This is a genomic window from Bradyrhizobium sp. JYMT SZCCT0428 (genome assembly GCF_018131075.1).
Classification (GTDB): Bacteria; Pseudomonadota; Alphaproteobacteria; order Rhizobiales; family Xanthobacteraceae; genus Bradyrhizobium.
Map to the genome: position 1 here is coordinate 53,598 of NZ_JAFCLS010000022.1, position 20,655 is coordinate 74,252.

Annotated in this window: 17 protein-coding genes; 7 read left to right on the forward strand and 10 right to left on the reverse strand. The window is 62.7% G+C overall.

What is annotated here, in order from left to right:
- The first annotated feature begins 56 nt into the window (after positions 1 to 56).
- Positions 57 to 1,034, forward strand: a complete 978-nt coding sequence (locus JQ575_RS22720; RefSeq protein WP_212035388.1) for a sugar ABC transporter substrate-binding protein — start codon at positions 57 to 59, stop codon at positions 1,032 to 1,034.
- Here JQ575_RS22720 and hemC read toward each other — a convergent pair.
- Complete coding sequence (gene hemC / locus JQ575_RS22725) at positions 1,031 to 2,020, reverse strand: hydroxymethylbilane synthase (RefSeq protein ID WP_312015994.1); 990 nt, start codon at positions 2,018 to 2,020, stop codon at positions 1,031 to 1,033. The two genes, JQ575_RS22720 and hemC, sit on opposite strands and share 4 nt — an antisense overlap.
- A gap of 1,038 nt (positions 2,021 to 3,058) precedes the next feature.
- On the opposite strand from hemC, the gene JQ575_RS22730 reads away from it, so the two are divergent.
- Positions 3,059 to 4,309 (forward strand): multidrug effflux MFS transporter, encoded by a 1,251-nt coding sequence (locus JQ575_RS22730; RefSeq protein ID WP_312015995.1) that lies wholly within the window; start codon positions 3,059 to 3,061, stop codon positions 4,307 to 4,309.
- 182 nt (positions 4,310 to 4,491) lie between these two features.
- A complete protein-coding gene (locus JQ575_RS22735) occupies positions 4,492 to 4,644 on the forward strand; it encodes a hypothetical protein (protein WP_212035389.1) in 153 nt (50 codons plus the stop codon).
- A gap of 246 nt (positions 4,645 to 4,890) precedes the next feature.
- Here the strand turns inward: JQ575_RS22735 and JQ575_RS22740 are convergent, their stop codons facing one another.
- Entirely contained in the window at positions 4,891 to 5,154 is a 264-nt protein-coding gene (locus JQ575_RS22740; protein ID WP_212035390.1) for a hypothetical protein, read from the reverse strand.
- Between the two features lie 285 nt (positions 5,155 to 5,439).
- Between JQ575_RS22740 and JQ575_RS22745 the strand changes: the two genes are divergently transcribed.
- A complete protein-coding gene (locus tag JQ575_RS22745) occupies positions 5,440 to 7,434 on the forward strand; it encodes an AI-2E family transporter (protein WP_212035391.1) in 1,995 nt (664 codons plus the stop codon).
- Here JQ575_RS22745 and JQ575_RS22750 read toward each other — a convergent pair.
- From JQ575_RS22750 to JQ575_RS22760, 3 genes are all read right to left on the reverse strand, one after another.
- Positions 7,421 to 8,293, reverse strand: a complete 873-nt coding sequence (locus JQ575_RS22750; protein WP_212035392.1) for an alpha/beta fold hydrolase — start codon at positions 8,291 to 8,293, stop codon at positions 7,421 to 7,423. The genes JQ575_RS22745 and JQ575_RS22750 overlap by 14 nt on opposite strands.
- A gap of 59 nt (positions 8,294 to 8,352) precedes the next feature.
- The gene (locus JQ575_RS22755; protein ID WP_212035393.1) at positions 8,353 to 8,793 is read right to left on the reverse strand and encodes an SgcJ/EcaC family oxidoreductase; all 441 of its coding nucleotides are present in this window, start codon (positions 8,791 to 8,793) and stop codon (positions 8,353 to 8,355) included.
- 99 nt (positions 8,794 to 8,892) lie between these two features.
- On the reverse strand, positions 8,893 to 9,954 hold the full coding sequence (locus tag JQ575_RS22760) for a ketopantoate reductase family protein (RefSeq protein WP_212035394.1): 1,062 nt from the start codon (positions 9,952 to 9,954) through the stop codon (positions 8,893 to 8,895).
- Positions 9,955 to 10,168: 214 nt separating this feature from the next.
- Here JQ575_RS22760 and garD point away from each other — a divergent pair, with 214 nt between their 5' ends.
- Both garD and JQ575_RS22770 read left to right on the forward strand, forming a co-directional pair.
- Complete coding sequence (garD, locus tag JQ575_RS22765) at positions 10,169 to 11,713, forward strand: galactarate dehydratase (RefSeq protein WP_312015996.1); 1,545 nt, start codon at positions 10,169 to 10,171, stop codon at positions 11,711 to 11,713.
- Between the two features lie 659 nt (positions 11,714 to 12,372).
- The gene (locus JQ575_RS22770; RefSeq protein ID WP_212035395.1) at positions 12,373 to 13,776 is read left to right on the forward strand and encodes a glycosyltransferase family 39 protein; all 1,404 of its coding nucleotides are present in this window, start codon (positions 12,373 to 12,375) and stop codon (positions 13,774 to 13,776) included.
- Between the two features lie 71 nt (positions 13,777 to 13,847).
- On the opposite strand, the gene JQ575_RS22775 is transcribed toward JQ575_RS22770, so the two are convergent.
- From JQ575_RS22775 to JQ575_RS22790, 4 genes are all read right to left on the reverse strand, one after another.
- Positions 13,848 to 14,486, reverse strand: a complete 639-nt coding sequence (locus JQ575_RS22775) for a 2-dehydro-3-deoxy-6-phosphogalactonate aldolase (RefSeq protein WP_212035396.1) — start codon at positions 14,484 to 14,486, stop codon at positions 13,848 to 13,850.
- A gap of 14 nt (positions 14,487 to 14,500) precedes the next feature.
- Positions 14,501 to 15,409, reverse strand: a complete 909-nt coding sequence (locus tag JQ575_RS22780) for a 2-dehydro-3-deoxygalactonokinase (protein WP_212035397.1) — start codon at positions 15,407 to 15,409, stop codon at positions 14,501 to 14,503.
- Positions 15,406 to 17,739, reverse strand: coding sequence for a xanthine dehydrogenase family protein molybdopterin-binding subunit (locus tag JQ575_RS22785; protein WP_212035398.1), 2,334 nt, complete (start codon positions 17,737 to 17,739; stop codon positions 15,406 to 15,408). Before JQ575_RS22785 ends, JQ575_RS22780 begins: the two co-directional genes overlap by 4 nt.
- Before the next feature lie 112 nt (positions 17,740 to 17,851).
- On the reverse strand, positions 17,852 to 18,778 hold the full coding sequence (locus tag JQ575_RS22790) for a DMT family transporter (protein WP_212035399.1): 927 nt from the start codon (positions 18,776 to 18,778) through the stop codon (positions 17,852 to 17,854).
- 158 nt (positions 18,779 to 18,936) lie between these two features.
- Between JQ575_RS22790 and JQ575_RS22795 the strand changes: the two genes are divergently transcribed.
- A complete protein-coding gene (locus JQ575_RS22795; protein WP_212035400.1) occupies positions 18,937 to 19,308 on the forward strand; it encodes a helix-turn-helix domain-containing protein in 372 nt (123 codons plus the stop codon).
- 3 nt (positions 19,309 to 19,311) lie between these two features.
- Here JQ575_RS22795 and dinB read toward each other — a convergent pair whose 3' ends face one another.
- Entirely contained in the window at positions 19,312 to 20,559 is a 1,248-nt protein-coding gene (dinB, locus tag JQ575_RS22800) for a DNA polymerase IV (RefSeq protein ID WP_212035401.1), read from the reverse strand.
- Positions 20,560 to 20,655 lie beyond the last annotated feature (96 nt).

The following is a 20,655-nucleotide window of genomic DNA, read 5'->3' on the forward strand; positions in this document are numbered from 1 at the left end:
TCGCTGCGCTCGCAATGACGCGGTTGATATCTCGGATCACATTGAGGGAGGCGACGATGCAACGTTTGATGACGACCGCGATAGCCGTTGTAGCGGCCCTGCTCGCGCACCATGCCACCGCCGCTGACGACAAGATGACGATCGCCGTATTCACCAAAAATTCGACCAACCCGGCCTATGAGGCCTTCCGCATTGCCGCCGACCAGATCGCGCGGACCACCGGCGCAATGGTCGTGCACTTCGTGCCGAAGCAGCCCGACAATGTCGACGAGCAGAAGGCGATGGTGGAACAGGTCATCAAGAACCGGCCGGATGCGATCATCTTCATTCCAGTCGACGATGTCGCGATGGTCCCTTCGGTGAAGCTGCTCAACGAGGCCAAGATTCCGGTGATACTGGTCTCCAACCCGCTGCCGGGCAGTTTTGTGACCTATGTCGGCGCCGACGATTTCGAGATCGGCTATCGCGAGGCGCGCTATCTGTTCGAGCACCTCGGGGCTAAGGGCAAGATCGTCGTCATCGAGGGCACGCCGGCCGCACCCACCAACCGCGAGCGGCTGCGCGGTTACCAGCGCGCCTTCGGCGAATTCCCGGGCATCGAGGTGCTGGGCTCGGCGGTCGGCAATTACCAGACCCCCGACGCCAGGCGCGGAATGGAGAAGCTGCTGGCCGAGCACAAGCAGATCGACGCGGTGCTTTCAGCCAATGACAGCATGGCGCTCGGCGTGCTCGACGCGCGTCAAGACCGCCAACCGGACGGCTGTTGTGATCGGCATCAACGGCATCCTCCCGGCGGTGAAGCAGATCGAAGCCGGCGGGATGCTCGCGAGCGTCGACTTCAACATGTTCAAGATCGGCTGCACCGCGACGCGGGCGGCGGTGCGTCATCTCAAGCGCGAACCGCTGCCGGAGAAGGTGATGCTGCCGGCCGAGGTGATCGACAAGACCAACTACAAGGCCTGGCTGGTGCCGGTCGATCAGCGCGCCTGCCCGGAATGGAGCGAGGTCGCGCGTTAATAGCGGATCGTTTCTAATGCTCGTCCGGCCGGTTGCGCGCGATGATTTCGGCGGCACCCTTGTCGAGCAATTCCAGACCAACCGCGCGGCCGAGTTCGCGGGGTCGGTCCGCCGCCGCCGTTCGCGACGCTTCGATGAAGCGCTGACCGGTCTCATCCAGCACAGCAGCCGTGAGCGTCATGTCGTTGCCGGAAATGGTCGCGTGACCCGCGATCGGCGAATTGCAATGGCCGTTCAGCACCCACAGCACCTCACGCTCGGCCTCGGCGCAGAGCCGCGACGAGGCGTTCTCGATGCCGGCCAGATACCCGCGCGTGACCCAGTCTTTCTCGACGCATTCGACCGCGACGATGCCCTGGCCCACCGACGGCAGCATCTCGGTGACGGAGAAATCATAGGCAATGCGCGACGTCATGCCGATGCGCTCGAGGCCGGAGCGTGCCATGACAAGCGCATCCGCCGGCCCGACCTCGCCGCCGTCGGGAAGGCGCTGCATGTCGCCGCGGTCGAGTTTTGCGATCCGCGTGTCGGCGGCGCCGCGGTAATGGATCACGGTGACTTCCGGAAACAGCCGGCGCAGATAGGCCGCGCGGCGCACCGCGTTGGTGCCGATCTTGAAGCCCTTGCCGCGCGAGGCCCTGAAGGTTTCCAGCGACAGGCCCGGACGCAGCACCAGTGAATCGTTGGCGGCATCGCGGGGCAGCGTCGCCGCGATGACGAGGCCGGGCGTCTCCTCATTGCCGGGCACGTCCTTCAGCGAATGCATCGCGGCCTGCAATTCGCCGGCGCGCATGGCCTGGCGGATTTCGGCAACGAACGCGCCGCCCTTGCCGCCATGACGCAGCAGCTTGCTGGTCTGGTCCTGATCGCCGCGGGTTTCGAATTTTACGATCTCGACGTTCAGCCCCGGATTGGCCGCACGCAGCCGCCGCGCGACCTCATCGGTCTGCTCCAGTGCCATCACGCTCTTGCGCGTGCCGATACGTAGGGGTTGGTCTGGCACGGGGTCTCCGTTTCGGGGCGGTCGATGGGTGGGGGATTAAAGCAAAGGGACGGGTAAAACAATCCGCCTTCGCCCTTGGGCTACGGCGGGACGGGTCCGCTTTCGTCGTCCCGGCGAACGCCGGGACCCATACGCCGCGGCGGCTGTTGTTTGCAGAAAGTCTCTAACGCCGGCGCTCTAATCGATGGGCCGCGGCGTATGGGTCCCGGCTCAAGGCCGGGACGACGTGGATAGGTCATCGTAAACACGCCTTCGCCTTCCCGCGGCGCAATGCGCCCGAGGTTTGCAAATTCGTTCCGCCCCCAAATAGAGAGGGCGCAGGGAATGCCGGATGCGCGCTGCACCCGCGGTCTCGCGTGCGGTTTGCACAAAACAAAGTGCACACGAGCATACAGGGCAGCGGAGAACATCCGACATTCCCTGCGCAATGGCTTTACGGCTTATATCGCGCTCTCCCCGGAGACGAGTTCTTGATTGACTCCGTCGCCCCTGATCAGCTTTTGGCCTCTCAGGAACTTGACGCCGGCAACGGGCGCCAGGACCACGCGTCTTCGCCGTACGCCTCTGTCGCGTTACGTCTCCGCGACATCAGCGTCCATCGCAACCCGTCCAACGTCCGTGACGACGGCCGACGCCCTCTGAGTGGGACGGGATGGCCAAAGATATGCACCTGATTTGCCTTTCTGTAAAACAGAAATATTTTTTATTTTGGGGCTTGACATGACTTCTGAATAACAGAAGTGATTTGCCCGACGCGGCTACTGCATTGATGTGCGAGCAGCAAATCGCGCGAACCGTGCGTTCCCTCCCCCCCTTGCGGGGGAGGGTTAGGGAGAGGGGTGGCGTCATCGGGACTGCTCGTGAGAACCCCTCTCCCCAGCCCTCCCCCGCAAGGGGGGAGGGAGCAGACCTTTCGCGTGGCGCGACCGTCCAAACCTTACCCACAACCCCATCCCTCCCCGACGGGCAGCCATCCCGGATTGGGCATTGTGCGGCGCAACAAAAGGAATAGATTCACGGCCTGAAGCGAGGTCGTAAGTGTCTGAAATCAATGCCAATGCCTGGGTTTCCTCAGGCCATCGCCCGATGGGCTTCCCCGAATTCGTCGTCATCATCGCCTCCATCATGGCGCTGAACCCGCTGGCGATGGACATGATGCTGCCGGCGCTGCCGAACATCCGCTCCGCGTTCCACCTCGCCGACGCCAACCGCCCGCAAATGGTGCTGTCGATCTTCCTGGTCGGCTTCGGCGTCGGCCAGTTCGTGATGGGGCCGTTGTCCGACCGCTTCGGCCGCCGGCCGGTGCTGCTCGGCGGCATGACCGTCTATTTTATCGCGAGCCTGCTGGCGATCGCCGCCCCCTCGTTCGAGACCTTGTTGCTGGCGCGCGCGCTGCAGGGCCTCGGCACCTCGGCGACCCGCGTCATTGCCACCTCGATCGTGCGCGACTGCTACGCCGGCCGCCGCATGGCGAGCGTGATGTCGCTGGCGATGATGGTGTTCATCGCGGTGCCCGTCATCGCGCCGTCGTTCGGCCAGGCGGTGCTGCTGCTGACGCAATGGCGCGGCATCTTCATCGTGCTGATGGTCTATGGCGTGGTGACGCTGATCTGGAGCGCGTGGCGCATGCCGGAGACACTGCCGGTTCCGCTGCGCCGGTCGCTCGCCGTCCGCGACATCCTCGACGCCTTCCGCCAGACCGTCACCAACCGCCAGACGTTGGGCTACGCGCTGGTCTCCGGCGGAGTGCTCGGCTCGCTGTTCGCTTATGTGTTCACATCGCAACAGGTATTCACCGATATCTACAGGCTCGGGCATTATTTTCCGATTGCGTTCGCGGGCATCGCGATCGGCACGGCGATTGCCGGCTTCGTCAACTCCCGCTTCGTCAATCGTCTGGGCATGCGCGTGATTTCACACGCCGCGTTGCTGGGCTACGTCGCCGTATCGGGAATCATGCTGGCGGCGGTGAAATTGCAGATGCTGCCGTTGCCGCTGTTCATGGCGCTGTCGGCGCTGATGATGTTTTCGTTCGGGCTGATGATCGCCAACTTCACGGCTCTGGCGATGGAGCCGCAGGGCCATATCGCCGGCACCGCCTCGTCGCTGTACGGATCGATCACCACCCTGCTCGGCATCGGCATCGGCACCACGATCGGCCAGGATTACGACGGCACGCTGCTGCCGTTCGCGACCGGTTTCTTCCTGTGTACGCTGGCGTCGCTCGGCGTCGTGCTGGTGGTGGAGAAGGGCCGGCTATTCAGGCCGCATCAGGTAGCGGGATACTAGCTTCGCAGGGCGGGTAGAGCCAGCGGGTCGCTGATTGGCCGGAACCATCATGAGCCAGGCGGCTTGGTCTCCAGCAAGGGATAGCCAATACCGGTGTCCGACCGAACCAGTCTCGATCCAGGAGTCTGAGGCTATCTACCAATGCCCATGAACCGCTGGAACGAGCGAAGGAACGCAACCGTATGGCCATCAAAAAACACGGCGTCATTATCGAAACGCCAATAGAAGCTCGCCAGGCCGAGCCTGGACCGTCGATACTGTTTTTGCTCCTCATCAGCCTGAGTATTGCCGTGGTCACGTTGGCGGTTGTCCTTTTCGTGTTTTTCCGGACCTGACGCTCACAATTGCATCAGCATAACGCCGGAACGATACGGGGCACCGGACTTTACCTCTTCAGATCGAACTCCAACCGATGAGCTGGGCCAATGCAAACGCTACCCGTTGACCGCGCGCTGAGCATCTACGGCGCCCTTGCGGACCGTTCCGAGACGAAGGGCGCCCGCGAGCGTCTTTCAAGGCATCTGATGAAATTATACGTCGACGGCGAAACGAACGAGCACCGCTTGACCGTGCATGGGCTGTCATACCTTCAAAAGCTGGATCGGGATAACGATTCCAGAAATTGAGGTTTCCGGTGTCATCCCTTTTGCGCCAGCCGCTGCTTTCGCAGTGAATTGCGCCGCATGATCCTGGCCTTCGCAGCGCGGACGGCGTCGGCTCTGGTCAGTTTGGTTTTCGGTAGGGATTTCCTCTCTGCGTCGTCCGAGCCAGGCATTGCAGGAAGCAACGGTGCGGGCCTCGTCGAGCCGTGATCGACGGGCTGCATGCTCATTGGGCCGGCGCATCGTGGTTTGCTTTTCTGCATCTGGAATAACGCGTTGCTGCCGGATTTGTTCGATGTCGCGGACCGCGCCGGGCTGGCAACCTGCTCGCCAGAGGCCTCTGACGAAGGCCGGATCGCAATTCGCGAAAAGGTTCCATGGTCCCCGGTGAATAGGCTGCCTTACCCGGTGCAACCTATGCGCCGGTCGCGCCTTGGTTACGGGAGAACCAGCTTGAGCCGCCTATTCAAACCATTCTTTGTTCCCCGTGCCCGGCGTCTATTTCCTGCAACGCCTCGGAAAGCCTCAATGAGCTTGATCACCAGAAAAGTCAGCGCCGGACGCACGATGGACGAGCTGCTGGCTTTACTGAGTGCCGTCGCCTGCTCGATCATGGCTGCATTGTTCATTGCGGCGCTGTATTTCGGCCGAGAAATTTTCGTACCCATCGCGCTCGCTATCCTTCTCAGCTTTGTGCTCGGACCGCCGGTCGGACTGCTGCAGCGCGCCCGCGTTCCCCGCAGCCTTGCTGTCGTGGGCATCGTCTTTCTGGCATTCTCCGTGATCTTCGGCCTGGGCACCCTGATCGCCAATCAATTGAACCAATTGGCCGGAGACCTGCCGGTTTATCAATCGACGATGCGCGAAAAGATCAAGTCAGTGCGCGGCGTTACGGCGAGCAGCGGCACCCTCGAACGTGCGGCGGACATGCTCCAGGAATTGAGCCGGGAACTCGACAGGCCGAAGGATGATAAATCGGTCCGCGGTGCCATCCCGCGTCTCGGCGCGCCGAATGCTGCCGTCACGGCCTTGCCTATCCCCGTTGAAGTGCGCCAGCCCGACCCGGGAGCGCTGGAGAATCTGCGAACCTTGATCGCACCATTGCTCAATCCGCTGGCGACCACCGGCATCATCATCATTTTCGTCATCTTCATCCTGATCCAGCGCGAGGATCTGCGAAACCGCCTTATTCGATTGGCGGGCTCGCATGATCTGCAACGCACGACAGCGGCGCTGGACGATGCGGCTACGCGCCTCAGCCGGCTGTTTCTGGCTCAGTTGATGATCAACGCCACTTTCGGCGTGATCATCGGGGCGGGACTATCGTTCATAGGTATTCCCAGCGCGATCCTCTGGGGCATTCTGGCGGCCGTGCTGCGGTTCGTTCCCTACATCGGCACAGCCATCTCGGCGGCTTTTCCGCTGGCGTTGGCGGCCGCCGTCGATCCGGGCTGGTCGATGCTCGTATGGACGGTCGTGCTCTTTCTGGGAGTCGGACCGATCATAAGCCAGGTCGTGGAGCCTCTCGCCTACGGCCAGAGCACCGGACTTTCTCCCGTCGCCATCGTCGCTTCAGCGACGTTCTGGACCGCATTGTGGGGGCCCATCGGGCTCGTCCTTGCAACGCCCTTGACGGTTTGCCTCGTCGTCCTCGGACGTCATGTCGAGCGGCTCGAATTTCTCGACGTGATTTTTGGCGACAGGCCCGCATTGTCACCGCCGGAAATGTTCTACCAGCGAATGCTGGCCGGCGATCCGATCGAGGCGGCAGGAAAGGCCGAAGAATTCCTGAAGGAGAAATCGCTGTCTTCCTATTTCGACGAGGTCGCCCTGAGAGGCCTTCAACTGGCGCAGGCAGATGCCAAGCGCGATGCCCTGGACCAGGCGCGCATGATCAAGATTCGCGACGCCGTTACCGAGTTTGCCAGCGACCTTTCCACCCAGGATGATTCGATCCCCGAGGTGACCTCGCCGACCATGGATGCGGAGGCGGCGGCCGCGGTCGAAACCGTCCCGGATGCCGCGATATCAAGCAATTTGCCGGTCGTGCAAAAAGCCGATCTACCGCTTCATTGGCAGGGAGAAGCGCCGGTGCTCTGCCTGGCCGGACGCACCCCGCTCGACGAAGCCGCAGCGGTGCTGTTTGCCCAGCTTTCCGACGCGCACGGCCTCGGTGCGCGCGTCGAGCCTGCGGACGCACTCTCGTCGACCAGGATCGTGCAGCTGGATTTCAGCGGTGTCGCGATCGTCTGCCTGTCCTACCTCGACGCCAGCAGTCCCGCCCATATGCGCTACTCGGTTCGGCGGCTGCGTCGCCGATTGCCAAAGGCCACGATCATCATGCTCGGTTGCTGGGCCGAGAACCTCGACAAGGAAGCGCTGGAAGAACTGCGGGAGGCGGCCAAAGCCGACATCGCCGCGGGGAACTTGCGTGAAGCGATGATGATCTGCCGGACGGCTGCCGGCGTGGAGGAAATCGATGAACCGCCGGGCCGTGCTACGCCAGCCCTCAAGATTGCGTAAGAAACCGCTGGATCAATCCCAGCACCTCATCCGGCCTGTCGTGCTGCAGCCAGTGGCCGGCGCCGGCGATCTTGGCGAGTTCGGCGTGTTTGAAATGCGACATCACGCCGGCCTTCTCGGGATCGGGCAGAAAGCTCTCGCTGGCCGCAACCAGCAGCGTCGGGCACGCGATGCGTGACCACAGCCCGATATTGTCTTCGAGCGACAGCCGGTACGGCGCCCGCGCCCGCAAATAGGGATCGTACTTCCAGCTGAAACTGCCGTCGTCGTTGCGCTTCATGCCGTGGGTGGCCAGATGCATCGCCTGCGCGCGCGTCAGCCGCGGGTTGCGGCCGACGATCCGATCGGCGCCATCGGCCACGGTCTGATAGCGATGGATTTTCCGCTGCGCCAGCTTGTCGAGGTCGCCGGCCCAATCCGATATCCTGACGTCGGCGGGTTTGGGGCGGCGCGCCGGAAAATTGGTCACGCCGTCGAGCACGACCAGCTTCGAGACTCTATCCGGAAAGGCGCCGGCATAGGTCAGGCTGACCATGCCGCCCATCGAATGGCCGACGATGGCGACCTTCTCAAAACCTTCCGCTTTCACCAGGCCGGTCAGATCGTAGACGTGGTCGGCAAGGCTATAGCTGGAGCCGAAAGCCCAGCCGGAATCGCCGTGACCGCGCAAATCGGGCGCCACGACGTGATAATTCGCAGCCAACGCTCGCGCCAGATAGTCCCAGCTGCGGGAGTGGTCGAGGCCGCCATGCACCAGCAGCAATGGCGGCGCATGCGCGTTACCCCAATCCGTGAAATGAAGCTTGAGCCCCTGCGACTGAAAATAGCGCGACTGCGGCGCGTCCGATGCAATGTCCATCGGGATTACTTAAGGGCTGGCGCAGGATTGGTCCAGCGCCCGCCAAGACATCCAGCCGCTTATTGCGGCATGGCCGACCGATGGAAATGCACGATCTGCCAATCGGCGCCGCGTTTTGCCACCACGAAAGTGACCCGTCCGGATGCGCTGATCGGGGTTCCGTCTTTGACACGGGTCGTCGTATCGAGACCGGTCACCAGCACGGCGTTGTCAGAGAGCACCATCGATTCATAGCTGTCGAGGGTCGCCCCTCTCGGCCGGTTGTTGAGAAGCGCGGCTTCAAAATAGGTTCTGATACCCTCGGGCTTGGTCACGACTGCCTTGCTTCCAGTCCCCATGAACAACGCGTCCGGCGCATAAAGTTTGACGATCGCGTCAACGTCCGACGCTGTGAATGCCTTGGCCCATCTATCGATGATCTGAAGCGCATCTGTTTTTGAATCCGCAGCCGCCGTCGAAATCGAAGCCATCAACATAAACCCATAAAGAAAGAGACGCATGGCACACCTCCCAATATCTCTGGCGATGGAGGTTACGACAACTCAGGGAAAATCATAGCCCCATGATAGGCGGTGGTGTTGATCGCAATCGCGTGGGCCTCAGTTCAACCGCAGCTCGGTGATGTGCCGCGGATCCGGCTTCAGCTCACCGCGTTCGACGCGCATCACGATATCCGTCAGCGCGGCATTGGCGCGGCATGCGATCCCTATCTTCTCGCCCTCATCGACCACAAAGCCGTTGATGAATTCGATCTCGGTGCGCCGGCCCTTCTGCATGTCCTGGCCCATCGAGGGACGTTGCCCTGATGCCGTGCGCTTGCCGTCCGCAAAGCGCTGCTCGTCACAGGCGCGCATCGCCGCCTCGTCGCCCTCGCCGGCCCGCGCGATCGTTTCCGGCGGCAGATGCAGGATCTCCTCAAGCTGATAGCCATGCGCCTGGCCGACGCGAATGGCCTCGCTGCCGAGCCGGGTGGAGAAGCGGCGGATCGGTTCGCTCTCCAGCATCTGGCCGCCGGTCATGCCGGTGCAGGCGGAGAGCCCGTTGCCCATGACGTTGGCGACCAGCTTGGACCAGCGTTCGCCCCACAGGTTGCTGGTGACCTTGGCGCTGTCGGTGTAACCGACCAGGCGGCAGATTTCCTCCGCCCGTGGCGTGATGCGGCCGTGCACTTCGCCGGCGCGAAACACCGTGTGCGCGGCCCCGTGCTTGCCGGCGCCGCGATGGATGTGGCCGGGCTCGGGCAAATTGACCGTGATGCTGCTGGCGATGCAGCCGAGCGTCTTGCCCCAGCCGACGATGCCGGCGATGGTTTCTTCATTCATGCAGTTCTGCAGCGAGACGACATAACCGTCCGGCGCCAGATATTGCCGGATCAGCATGGTGGCCCAGGCGGTGTCGTAGGATTTCATGCAGACGAAGGCGATGTCGACCGGCGCCTCCTTCGCAAGCTGCTGCGCGTCCGTAACGTGCAGCGCGCGCACGGGAACCGAGAACTCCGGAACATCCATCGCGTGGGTGACGCGCAGGCCGTGCTTTCGCATATGCTCGACATGCTCGGGCCAGGGATCGATGAACGTCACGTCCTCGCCCGCCTGCACCATATGGGCCCCGGCATATCCGCCGACGGCGCCGGCTCCGACGATCGCTATCTTCTTGCCCATGCATGCCCCTTCGTTTTCTCTTTGGCGTTTCTTGACACATTTTCTTGGCACGGAGGCTAGCGCACTGGCCGGCCTCGTCACAATGGCTGAATGCGTGCGGAAGCTGATCATCGCCATGCGTCAGATGCGTGAGTTTCATATACTCGCCAAAACGGCCTATACTTGTCCGGACTGGCGCGGGGATGCGGCAGGAAGCACGCTTAAGGAGAATTTCGTGACAGGAACTGCGACGGCGCAGGCCTTTGAGCCGCGCTACATCCGGCTCGACCCCAACGACAATGTCGCGATCGTGGTCAATGATCGCGGCCTGCCGGCGAAGAGCCGTTTTGCCTGCGGTCTCGAGCTGCGCACCTTCGTGCCGCAGGGCCACAAGGTGGCGCTGTCGGATATTGCGCCGGGCGAGCCGATCCGCCGCTACAACGAGGTGATCGGCACCGCGGCAAAGTCTATCCTGGCCGGCGAATGGGTCGACGAGGCGCGCATCGACATGCCGACGCCGCCGGAACTGGACAGCCTCGAACTCGCCACCGCCGTCCCGGCCCCGCAGGCTCCGCTCGAGGGATACACGTTCGAGGGCTTTCGCAATCCCGATGGTTCGGTTGGCACCAAGAATGTGCTGGCGATCTCGACCAGCGTACAATGCGTCGCCGGCACGCTGCAGTTTGCGATCAAGCGCATCAAGGCCGAGCTGCTGCCGAAATATCCCAATGTCGACGACGTCGTCGGGCTGACGCATAATTACGGCTGCGGCGTAGCGATCAATGCGCCGCTGGCGATCGTGCCGATACGCACCCTGCAGAACCTCGCGCTGAACCCGAATTTCGGCGGCGAGGTGATGGTCGTCGGCCTCGGCTGCGAGAAACTGGTTCCCGAGCGGTTGCTGCCGGAAGGGACCGACAGCAGCGTCGTGCGGATGCAGGACGAAGCGTTCGACGGGTTTGGCGCCATCGTCGACGCCATCATGGAGATGGCAGACGCGCGACTTGCCGTGCTCAATGCGCGCCGCCGCGAAACCTGCCCCGCCTCCGACCTCGTGATCGGCCTGCAATGCGGCGGCTCGGACGCCTTTTCCGGGGTGACCGCCAATCCCGCGCTCGGCTTCGCCGCCGATCTATTGGTGCGCGCAGGCGCAGCCGTGATGTTTTCCGAAGTCACCGAAGTGCGCGACGCCATACATCTGTTGACGCGGCGTGCCGCCAACGAAGAGGTCGGCCGCGCGCTGATCCGCGAAATGGACTGGTATGACGGCTATCTCGCCAAGGGCGACGCCGACCGCAGCGCCAACACCACGCCCGGCAACAAGAAGGGCGGGCTCGCCAATATCGTGGAGAAGTCACTCGGCTCGATCGTCAAATCAGGCACCAGCGCGATCGTCGACGTGCTGGCGCCGGGCGAGCGCGTGCGAACTAAAGGCATGATCTTCGCGGCAACGCCCGCCAGCGACTTCATCTGCGGCACGCTGCAGCTTGCGTCGGGAATGACGCTGCAGGTGTTCACGACCGGCCGCGGCACGCCCTACGGGCTCGCCGCCGCCCCCGTCATCAAGGTCTCGACGCGCACCGAACTGGCGCGGCGCTGGAAGGACCTGATCGATTTCGACGCCGGCCGCATCGCCACCGGCGAAGCGACGATCGAGGAAACCGGCTGGGACCTGTTCCGCCTGATCCTCGATGTCGCGAGCGGCCGCACCAAAGTGTGGTCCGACCGCTGGGGCATTCACAACGATCTGACGCTGTTCACGCCGGGACCGGTGACCTGAGGCGCGTCCACTTCGTCGCAAGTTGCCATTAGGCCTGCGTTAACCATTGCGCCGGGCGATTGCGCCTGGCTCGCGATTGGAAGGTTGCGCCCGGCGTTTCAAATCATGCGATCTATTTAAGCGAACATTACGGAATCTAGCATAGGCAAAAGGGGCAGCACCGCGCATTGACCGGCGTCATTGAGGAGCCCTGTTTTGCAGCCCTTCCCGAGAATTACAGGCCGCCATATTTTGCAATTTTCGTATTGGCTTCCGTCACGCTGTCCTGCCATTGCAGTGGAACAGCGAGAGCGCCTGAATCATATGCGTGACGCGCAAGGGATCTAGCCATGAATGCGGATAGCGTTGACGTGCTGGGCGTTCGACAAAGCCGAATGTTGCCGCGATCTCGCTGGCTCGCTCTGCTGGGACTGGGTTTAGCGTTTGTACTCATTGTGCCATGGCTGCAGGGAGCCCTCTGGTTCACACCATGCCCTGGCCGGATCGCGGGCGACTGCGCAGGTCCGTTGGACGACCTGCGCTGGACGTTCGCCATCCAAACCGGGCTCTGCATCGGTTTCATTATGATCGGCGCTGCAATCAGCCCCGTTGGCGAGGTTGATCGAATAACCGGGAAGATCGTTTCCTGGATCGGGGCACGGACGAATTGGTGCATATCCGTGACCGTCATCGCCGCGATGCTGCTGCCGTTGGCAGTGGCCTACTTCATCCTGGACCGGTTTCCGAATTCCGGCGACGAGGACTGCTATCTGTTTCAGGCGCGCGCGTTTGCTGCGTTTCGATTGTGGGAAGCCCCGCCAATTCTGGGAACGGATTTGATCCCGTTCCGCACCTATCTTTTCGAATCCAAATGGGTCAGCCAGTCCCCACCGGCATGGCCGATGGTGCTCTCGGCAGGGTTGCTGCTGGGAATACCGCCATGGACGGTAAATGCCTTGCTGGGTGGAGCCAGCGTCGTGGCGCTTGCCGCGTTTTGCCGGCGTGTCGGTAATCCATCCGCGGCTGTCGTCGCGGCGGCGCTTTTTGCGCTGACCCCGTTCTACGTCATGAACGCGGCTTCGTATTTTCCGCACGTCCTCGCGTCACTGCTGATCCTGTCGTTCTGCCTCTGCCTGCTGCCGGATGGTGAGATTCCGCGGGGGCACAGGCTGGTCGCGGCGGGAGCCATCGTCGGTTTGCTGGGGGCGACACGCTATTACGACGTTTTGCCGCTGATTCCGGCGACGCTGTTGTGGTTGAGCCGGCAGCGGCGGAACGCATGGCCGCGCCTGATCGGACTTCTGGCGGCAGGACTTGTCCCGGCACTCCTGCTGCTGATGCTCTATCATTATCTGATCACCGGCAGCCCGTTCCGCACCGCATACTACGTCATCAACACGCCGGAAGTATCCAATATTTTCGTAAGCCTCGACCCCTTGCGGATCTTCAATGGGGTGGTGATAACCGCGGGTCGCCTGGTCGAACTTGCGTTGTGGACGTCGCCGGTTTTGCTGATCGTGTATTGTTGTTGCCTCATACTCAAATTCAAGGACCGCAAGTTCGCCTTTTACGATCTGATTTTTCCGGGCTTCGTGCTGGCCTATGTGATTTACGCCGATCTCGGCGGCAACCGCTATGGCCCTCGCTTTTACTTCGATGCGTTCCCTCTGATGATGGTCACCATCGTTTCGGCGCTCCCTTCAGTTACCGCGAGACTGGAGCGGTCGATGGATCGCGCGATGCTGCCGCTCGCTCCGATTGCCTGCGTGCTGTATCTGGTTGGCATCTGGCCGCTGGTGCTGACGGCCTTCCAGTTCCAGGTGTTTTCGCGCCAGGAGCCGTTTCGGTTGGTGCAGCAAGCCGTGACCGGGAACGCGGTCGTCATTCACGACACCTCCAGCGGCCTCGGCATGCATGATTGGGACCTCGTGCGCAATCCGCCATCCATGGACGCGGCCGTTCTTCATGCCCGTGTGGGGACCGATGTCGGCGCGCTGCGCAAGGCGTTCCCCGACCGGTCGATCTGGCGCTACAGTCGCAGCGATCCAACGCAGCCTGGTCAGCTGATTCGTGTCACGCCGTAGTTGCCTCTGGGGGCGGTCCACACGGATGGCGCGTTGGGCGATGAGGGCGAAGCCCGGAGCCGTTCGCTGAATTATTTCTGTTCCTGCATCGCGGTGTCGTAGGCGCGGATCGTTGCCCTGGCGCGTTCGGCGACTTCGGCCGCGGTCATGCCCGGTTTGTAAAGGCTGGTGCCGAGACCGAAGGCGTGAATTCCGGCCTTGGTATATTCCGCAAAATTCTTGTCGGAGATGCCGCCCACGGCGGCGATCATCAGGCCCGCGGGAAGAACGGCGCGGATCGCTGTTATTCCCGACGCGCCAAGGATACCGGCCGGAAAGAATTTCAGCGCAGAAGCCCCTTCCCTGGCCGCAAGCAGCGCCTCCGTCGCGGTAAAGACGCCGGGCATCGTGACCATGCCGCGATCCCAGGCGGCGGCAATGACATCAGGGTCGACGTTCGGGGAAACCATCAGCCGCCCGCCGACATCATGGAGCCGTTCGACATCCTCTGGCGTCAGTACGGTGCCCGCACCGATCAGGATATCGGCAGGGGCTTTCTTCACGGCGATCTCGATGGAGCGGAACGTGTCCGGGGAGTTGAGTGGAATCTCAATCGCCGTCATGCCGTGTTCGATCAGCACGTCGACGATGCCCTCGGCCTCTTCGGGTTTCACGCCGCGCAAGATCGCGACCAGCGGACGCTTCATCGGCGGGAATGGAACAGGGTTCACAAATTTGTGTCCTTCTATAAAGTCCAGATGGTCTTGGCAGCCGAGGCAAGACCACGTCGGACCGCATCATCTGAATCGATGGATTGGACCGCAACGGAAAGACTGTCAAACGCCAATCGATACAGCGCCTCGAGCCTGCCTGACGCAACCAGGGTGATGTTGCTCTTCGATCGATCGCCGGCCAGCCCCGCCGCCAGTTCGAGGCCGATCAGGGTTCCCGAAATTCTCTCGCGAGCCGAGGCGGGACTGCCGCCGAACAGAAGCTGACCGGAGCGCACCTGGAACAACAAATTGGCCGTGAAGGCAGGCGCCTCAAAGGCGGCAACGACCGCCGATTTGAACGCTTCGCTATCCACGGCTTCGTCCGCGTTCGCCACGGCAAGCGACAGGATCGTCCCTTGCGATATGGCGCTGAAGAGTTCGCCGGTCATGAACGTGGTGAAGCGCTCCACCGTCCCACCACGCACGCTCGCCCATTTCGAATGGGTGCCGGGCATGCAGACCAGCGCTTCGCCATCCGCACCGAGGGCACCGAGCAACTGGGTTTCTTCGCCGCGCATCACGTCCGGCGCTTTGGAGTCGCGCTGCGCGATGCCTGGAAGGATCCGGATATCGCGCGACTGTTCGGGAACCGGCACGGCACGCTGCAGGATGGATGTGAGGCTTGCCGGCGTGTCGATATATCCCGCTTCAACCCAGCCCTGCCGGGCTCCCGCCATGCCGCAGATGATGACAGGCAAATGATCGGCGGCGCTGACGGCATCGAGATGCGACTGCAGCACGGCGACGAAGCCGACCTTGGCGGCCGCCATCATGCCTTCATCGCTGCGGCGTTCCGCCAGAACGTCGCCGGCTTGATTCATCAGCCACAGGCGGAAGCTGCTGGTGCCCCAATCGACGGCGACATAGGCGGCCTGGCTCATTTCGAAATCCGTCCTGATGTTCGTGCTTTCTGTATGGCGCTCCACACCAGATACGGCGTCGCCGGCATGTCCAGTTCATTGATACCGAGCGGTGACAAGGCGTCGAGCACGGCGTTCATGATGGTTTGCGGCGCGGCGATGCTGCCGGCCTGCCCGGTTCCCTTCACGCCCAGCGGATTCGACCTGGTCGGCGACGATTCATTCAGACCACCGGCGAAGCTCGGCAGATCCTGCGCGCGCGGCAGCGTGTAGTCCATGAAAGAGCCGCTGAGCAGCTGCCCCTCGGGATCGAACACGATGTGCTCCAGCAGCGACTGCCCGATGCCTTGCGCCACCCCGCCATGCACCTGGCTGAGCGCCACGCGCGGATTGATCAGGCGGCCGAAATCATCGACGATGGTGTAGCGGTCGAGCCGCACCACGCCGGTATCAGGGTCGATCTCGACTTCCGCGACATGACACCCATTCGGAAAATTGTAGAGGTCGGAACTGTTGGTCGCACTTCCCTCGAGCCCCGGCGTCAATCCCTCCGGCAGATTGGCGGCATCCCGTGCGGCATCGGCTACCTTGCCGATCTCGATGGCGCGCTCGGTGGATTTCACGACAAAGCGGCCATCGACAAACACCACCTGATCGGCCGGCGCCTGCAGCAGATGCGCTGAAATCAGCCGGCCCTTCTCGATCAGTTTCTCGATCGCCATCACGAGCGCTGTGCCGCCCATATGCATCGAACGCGCGCCGCCATGGCCGTTGCCGCCGGGCAGAAAATCCGTGTCGCCCTGCTGGAAGCGGAATGCATCGATCGGCAATCCGAGCAGGTCGGCCGCGACCTGCGGATAGGCGGTCTCGTGCCCCTGGCCGTTGGACTGCGTACCGACCGCCAGCGACACCGTGCCGTCGGCCTCGAATGCGGCCCGCGCCATTTCCAACGGCACGCCCCGGGACGTTTCGAGGAAGCACGCAATCCCGAGGCCGCGCAGCAGGCCGGCCTTGTCAGATTGTTTGCGCCGCTTGCGAAAACCGTCGCGATCGGCGAGCGCGATCGCGTCGTCCAGATTGGCCTTGAAGCGGCCGCCGTCGATCTTCATGCCCATCGCGGTGCGATGCGGAAACCTGCTGACGATGTTGCGGCGGCGCAATTTGACGGCATCGATGCCTGACTTGATCGATGCAAGGTTCACCAGCCGCTCGATCAGATAATTGGCCTCGGGCTTGCCGGCGCCGCGATAGGCGTCGATCGGCGGCGTGTTGGTGAAGGCGCCGCGCACCTCGTAAAAAACTGACGGGATGTCATAGACACCGCCGATCGCGCTACCGGCCGCGTTGGTGGAACTGATCGGGCCGCTGGTCGACAGGTACGCGCCCATATTGGCGACCGCCTTCACTTCGAGCGCGAGAAACCGGCCATCTTTGTCGAGCGCCAGCCGAGCACGGGAAAAGAAATCGCGCCCATGCGCCGAGCTGACGAAATCTTCTGATCGTTCGCAGACCCAGCGCACCGGGCGGCCGAGCTTCCTGGCCGCCCACAGCACCAGCACATATTCGGGATAGACGTAGTTCTTCATCCCGAAGCCGCCGCCGACGTCAGGCACCACCACGCGCAGGCGCTCGAGCGGTATCTTGAAGACGGCGCTAGCCAGCACCTTGCGGGTGTCGTGAACGGCCTGACCAGTCACCGACAGCAGAAATTGATCCGTCTTGCGATCATGAAAGCCGATCGCGGCGCGCGTCTCCAGGGGAGCGGCCACCACGCGGTTGTTGAACAGGTCGCACTCGACGATATGAGCGGCCTCTGCCATCGCCGCAGCAACCGCCGCCGCGTCACCCCTATGGAACAGGAAGGCGGAATTGCCCGGCGCCTCCTTCCAAAGCAGCGGAGCGTCCGGCTTGAGCGCCGCGGTCGCCATGGTAACGCAGGGCTTGGCCTCATAGGCGATGTCGACCGCTTCGGCGGCCGCCACCGCCGCCTCCAGCGTCTCTGCGACAATCAGGACGACGGGATCGCCGACATGCCGCACGAAATCACGGGCCAGCGCGGGGCGCGGCGGCGCGATGATCGGCTCGGCCGCGTCAATCACCGTGACGCAGGGCAACTCGCCGATCCCATCGGCCGCGAGGTCGGCTTCGCAAAGCACCGCCACAACGCCGGGGAGCGCACGGGCAGCGTCCAGACTTATCCGGGTAATTCGTGCGAAGGCGTGCGGCGAGCGGACCACATGGGCGTAAAGCACATCAGCCACGTGGTCATTGGCGACGTATGTCCCGCGCCCGGTGAGGAAGCGATGGTCTTCCAGCCGGTTCAGGGATTTGCCTTGATAACGTTCGCGCAACCGCTCACCTCCTTGCCGAAGCAACAAGGGTTATATTGGGCGCTTGCGGTGACCGCCACCCTCCTTGCCCCGTCGAATTTGGGTTGCAGACCTGTCGACCACTTCGCTCGCTCTAGCGGGCCGGACCCGATGACGCCTGCCGGGCCCAATCCCTGTTGGCCGAAACGACCCCGCTGCCAACCAGGATGCCGACGAGGACGAGGGCCATACCGGCGACCAGTTCCACCGTCAGCGATTCTCCAAGCAGCACGATTCCCAGGGCCATCGCCGTGATGGGATTGAGCGTCAGGTACAACACGGTTGTCGTCGGCGGCAGCCAGCGCAATGCCCACATGAAAAGCGAAAACTGCAGAACACCGGCAACCGTTCCAAGGAACGCCACCGCGATCCATCCTTTTGCACTGAGTACCGGCAGAGCCACGCTGCCTTGCTGGAGACCGACAACCGGCAACAAGACAGCGACAGCGAACGCCATCGCCAATGCCGTCACGAAAATCGGCCCGTGGCGCATCAGGGTTGCGCGGCTGAAAACCGAGTAGATGGCGGCGCAGAGGACGCTGAGGAGCATCAGCGCGTCTCCGACCATGTAATCGGCATTTCCCCGCCCGAATGCAGCGGTGCCAAACGCCACCGCGATGCCCGAAAACGCCAGCACGACGCCTGCGACCTTCGCACTCGTCAGCTTCTCTCGGCTAAAGATCGCTGCGACGATCAGGGTCTGGATCGGTATCGTCGCCAGACCAACCGCGCCGCGTGCGGCCGGCACGTATTGAAGCGACGCATTGAAGGCCCAGGGAAAAAGCACAAAGAACAGAATCCCGAACCCGGCGATCTTTGCGCACTCGGACAGCGCAAGGCCGCCACGCGGCCACGTCACCAGCAGAAACGGCGCAAAGCAGGCGGTCGAGATCAGGTAGCGATAGAAGACCAGCGAGATCGGGTCGATCTCTCCAATGACCGAGCGCGTGGCCACGACGGCAGCCCCCGCGATCAAGGCCGCTGCCGCCGCGGCAGCATGGGCGAGTACAATCCTGTTCATGACGTCGCCACGTCGATCAGCCGCCCGGCGCCGGCCAGTAACTTTAAAATCGAAAGTTACACTAGCCACGACACTTTAAAAATGCAAGTCGGTCTGATAGATTATCGAGGGACACCGTTCCGGGCAGGTTCGGTGCTGAAAACGCGGGCACGTTCGCCATGGCAAGACATGACTTCCGATCGACATGCTCCATCGCGCGCGCGCTGGAAGTCGTGGGCGACAAGTGGACGCTTCTCATCGTTCGCGACCTGATGTGGCACAGCAAGCAGACCTTTCAGGCGCTGCAGGACAGCGCTGAACGCGTCCCGTCGAACATCCTCTCCGAAAGGCTCAAGAGGCTTGCGGAATGGGGGCTGGTGAAACGCGAGCCCTATCAGCAAAACCCTGTCCGATACGCCTATCAGCTGACCGACGAAGGAAGACGCCTGGAACCCGTCCTGCTGCAAATCATGACTTGGGGCCACGAGCACCTCGGTGGCGGTCGCTACGACCCGAAATCAGGCAAGAGCTGGAAAGCGCGAACCGGGTGAAGTTCACAGGTCCTTTTCCGCGAGTTCGCGAAACGCGTCGGGGACGGAAGAAGAGACGCCCGGCGCCACCGATCCGTAGCCGATCGCATCCCATCCGAAGCGTTCGCGGATTTTATCGACGGCATGGTCGACCGCCCAACGTGCCATGCCTCTCTTGGTGCCGGGGCGGCGTGCTTCATCGCCAAGGCCGAGCGGGAGCTCGAGCTCCACATCCCGCTGCTCTCCAAGATGCGATACGGAAATCGCCAGCAGCGAAATGGTTTTCTCGTGAGGATGATCGGCGAGGACGGCGCGCACCAGCTCCTCGGCGACCTCAGCCAGAATCAGGGTCGCGGAAACCGGTGCGTCGAGCGTGACCGAACGCGTGACGGAATTCAGATTGGCGAAGCGAACGCGGACCGTCACGGTCCGCCCGGGCCTGGACTTGGCGCGGAGCCGGCTGCCGATACGGTCAGCAAGGTGAAGCAAGGTGGATCGAACAACCCGCTCTTCGGCGGGTTTCCTGCCAAGCGCCGATTGCGCTCCTGCCGATCGAGCCCGGCGGTGGGTCCTGATTTCCCGTGGATCACGATTCCACGCCAGCGCCGCAAGTTTCGTCCCTGCCGCGGCACCAAGCACCCGCTTGAGCGAACATCCCGGTGTCGCTGCGAGTTGCCCGATCGTGAGCACGCCAATTTCGGCCAGCCGTGTCCGCGTCGCCGGACCCACGCCCCACATCAGCTCGACCGGCAGGTGGTGAAGGAATCCGAGCTCCGTGTCGGGATCGACAACGACGAGCCCATCGGGTTTGGCCACCTGCGAAGCAATTTTCGCCAGATGCTTGGTGCGCGCGACACCAACCGAAATCGGAAGACCAAGCTCCGCGCGCACGCGTTGGCGGATGGCCATCGCGATTTCGGCAGGCGGACCGAACAGATGGGTGCAGCCCGCGACGTCGGCAAAGGCCTCGTCGATGGAGATCCGCTCGACGAGAGGCGTGAAATCGCCGATCACCTTGATAGCTGCATCGCCCAGCCGCTGGTATTCCCTGAAATGCCCGCTGACAAAAATAAGTTGCGGACAGAGTTCGCACGCTTGTCGTCCCGGCATACCGCCGCGGACACCGAAGGCCTTGGCTTCGTAAGACGCGGCAAGCACAACCCCACCACCGACGGCAATGGGTTTGCCGCGCAGCGATGGATCAAGCAGTTGCTCTACCGAGGCATAGAAAGCATCCAGGTCCGCATGGAGGATGGTGGCTGTCGTTGCCATCCTGACCGTTCGCCCATGTCGTTTTGACGATGTTCTCGCAGAAAGAACATAATGAGAACAAGGACGCCTTGTGTCAAGCGATCGGAGACGCGCGGG

Bases quoted from the DNA above. Each gene is read 5' to 3' on its own strand.
- JQ575_RS22720 (WP_212035388.1), top strand. From the start codon at position 57: ATGCAACGTTTGATGACGACCGCGATAGCCGTTGTAGCGGCCCTGCTC.
- JQ575_RS22735 (WP_212035389.1), top strand. From the start codon at position 4,492: ATGGCCATCAAAAAACACGGCGTCATTATCGAAACGCCAATAGAAGCT.
- JQ575_RS22740 (WP_212035390.1), bottom strand. From the start codon at position 5,154: ATGCGCCGGCCCAATGAGCATGCAGCCCGTCGATCACGGCTCGACGAG.
- JQ575_RS22745 (WP_212035391.1), top strand. From the start codon at position 5,440: ATGAGCTTGATCACCAGAAAAGTCAGCGCCGGACGCACGATGGACGAG.
- JQ575_RS22750 (WP_212035392.1), bottom strand. From the start codon at position 8,293: ATGGACATTGCATCGGACGCGCCGCAGTCGCGCTATTTTCAGTCGCAG.
- JQ575_RS22755 (WP_212035393.1), bottom strand. From the start codon at position 8,793: ATGCGTCTCTTTCTTTATGGGTTTATGTTGATGGCTTCGATTTCGACG.
- JQ575_RS22760 (WP_212035394.1), bottom strand. From the start codon at position 9,954: ATGGGCAAGAAGATAGCGATCGTCGGAGCCGGCGCCGTCGGCGGATAT.
- JQ575_RS22780 (WP_212035397.1), bottom strand. From the start codon at position 15,409: ATGAGCCAGGCCGCCTATGTCGCCGTCGATTGGGGCACCAGCAGCTTC.
- JQ575_RS22790 (WP_212035399.1), bottom strand. From the start codon at position 18,778: ATGAACAGGATTGTACTCGCCCATGCTGCCGCGGCGGCAGCGGCCTTG.
- JQ575_RS22795 (WP_212035400.1), top strand. From the start codon at position 18,937: ATGGCAAGACATGACTTCCGATCGACATGCTCCATCGCGCGCGCGCTG.
- dinB (WP_212035401.1), bottom strand. From the start codon at position 20,559: ATGGCAACGACAGCCACCATCCTCCATGCGGACCTGGATGCTTTCTAT.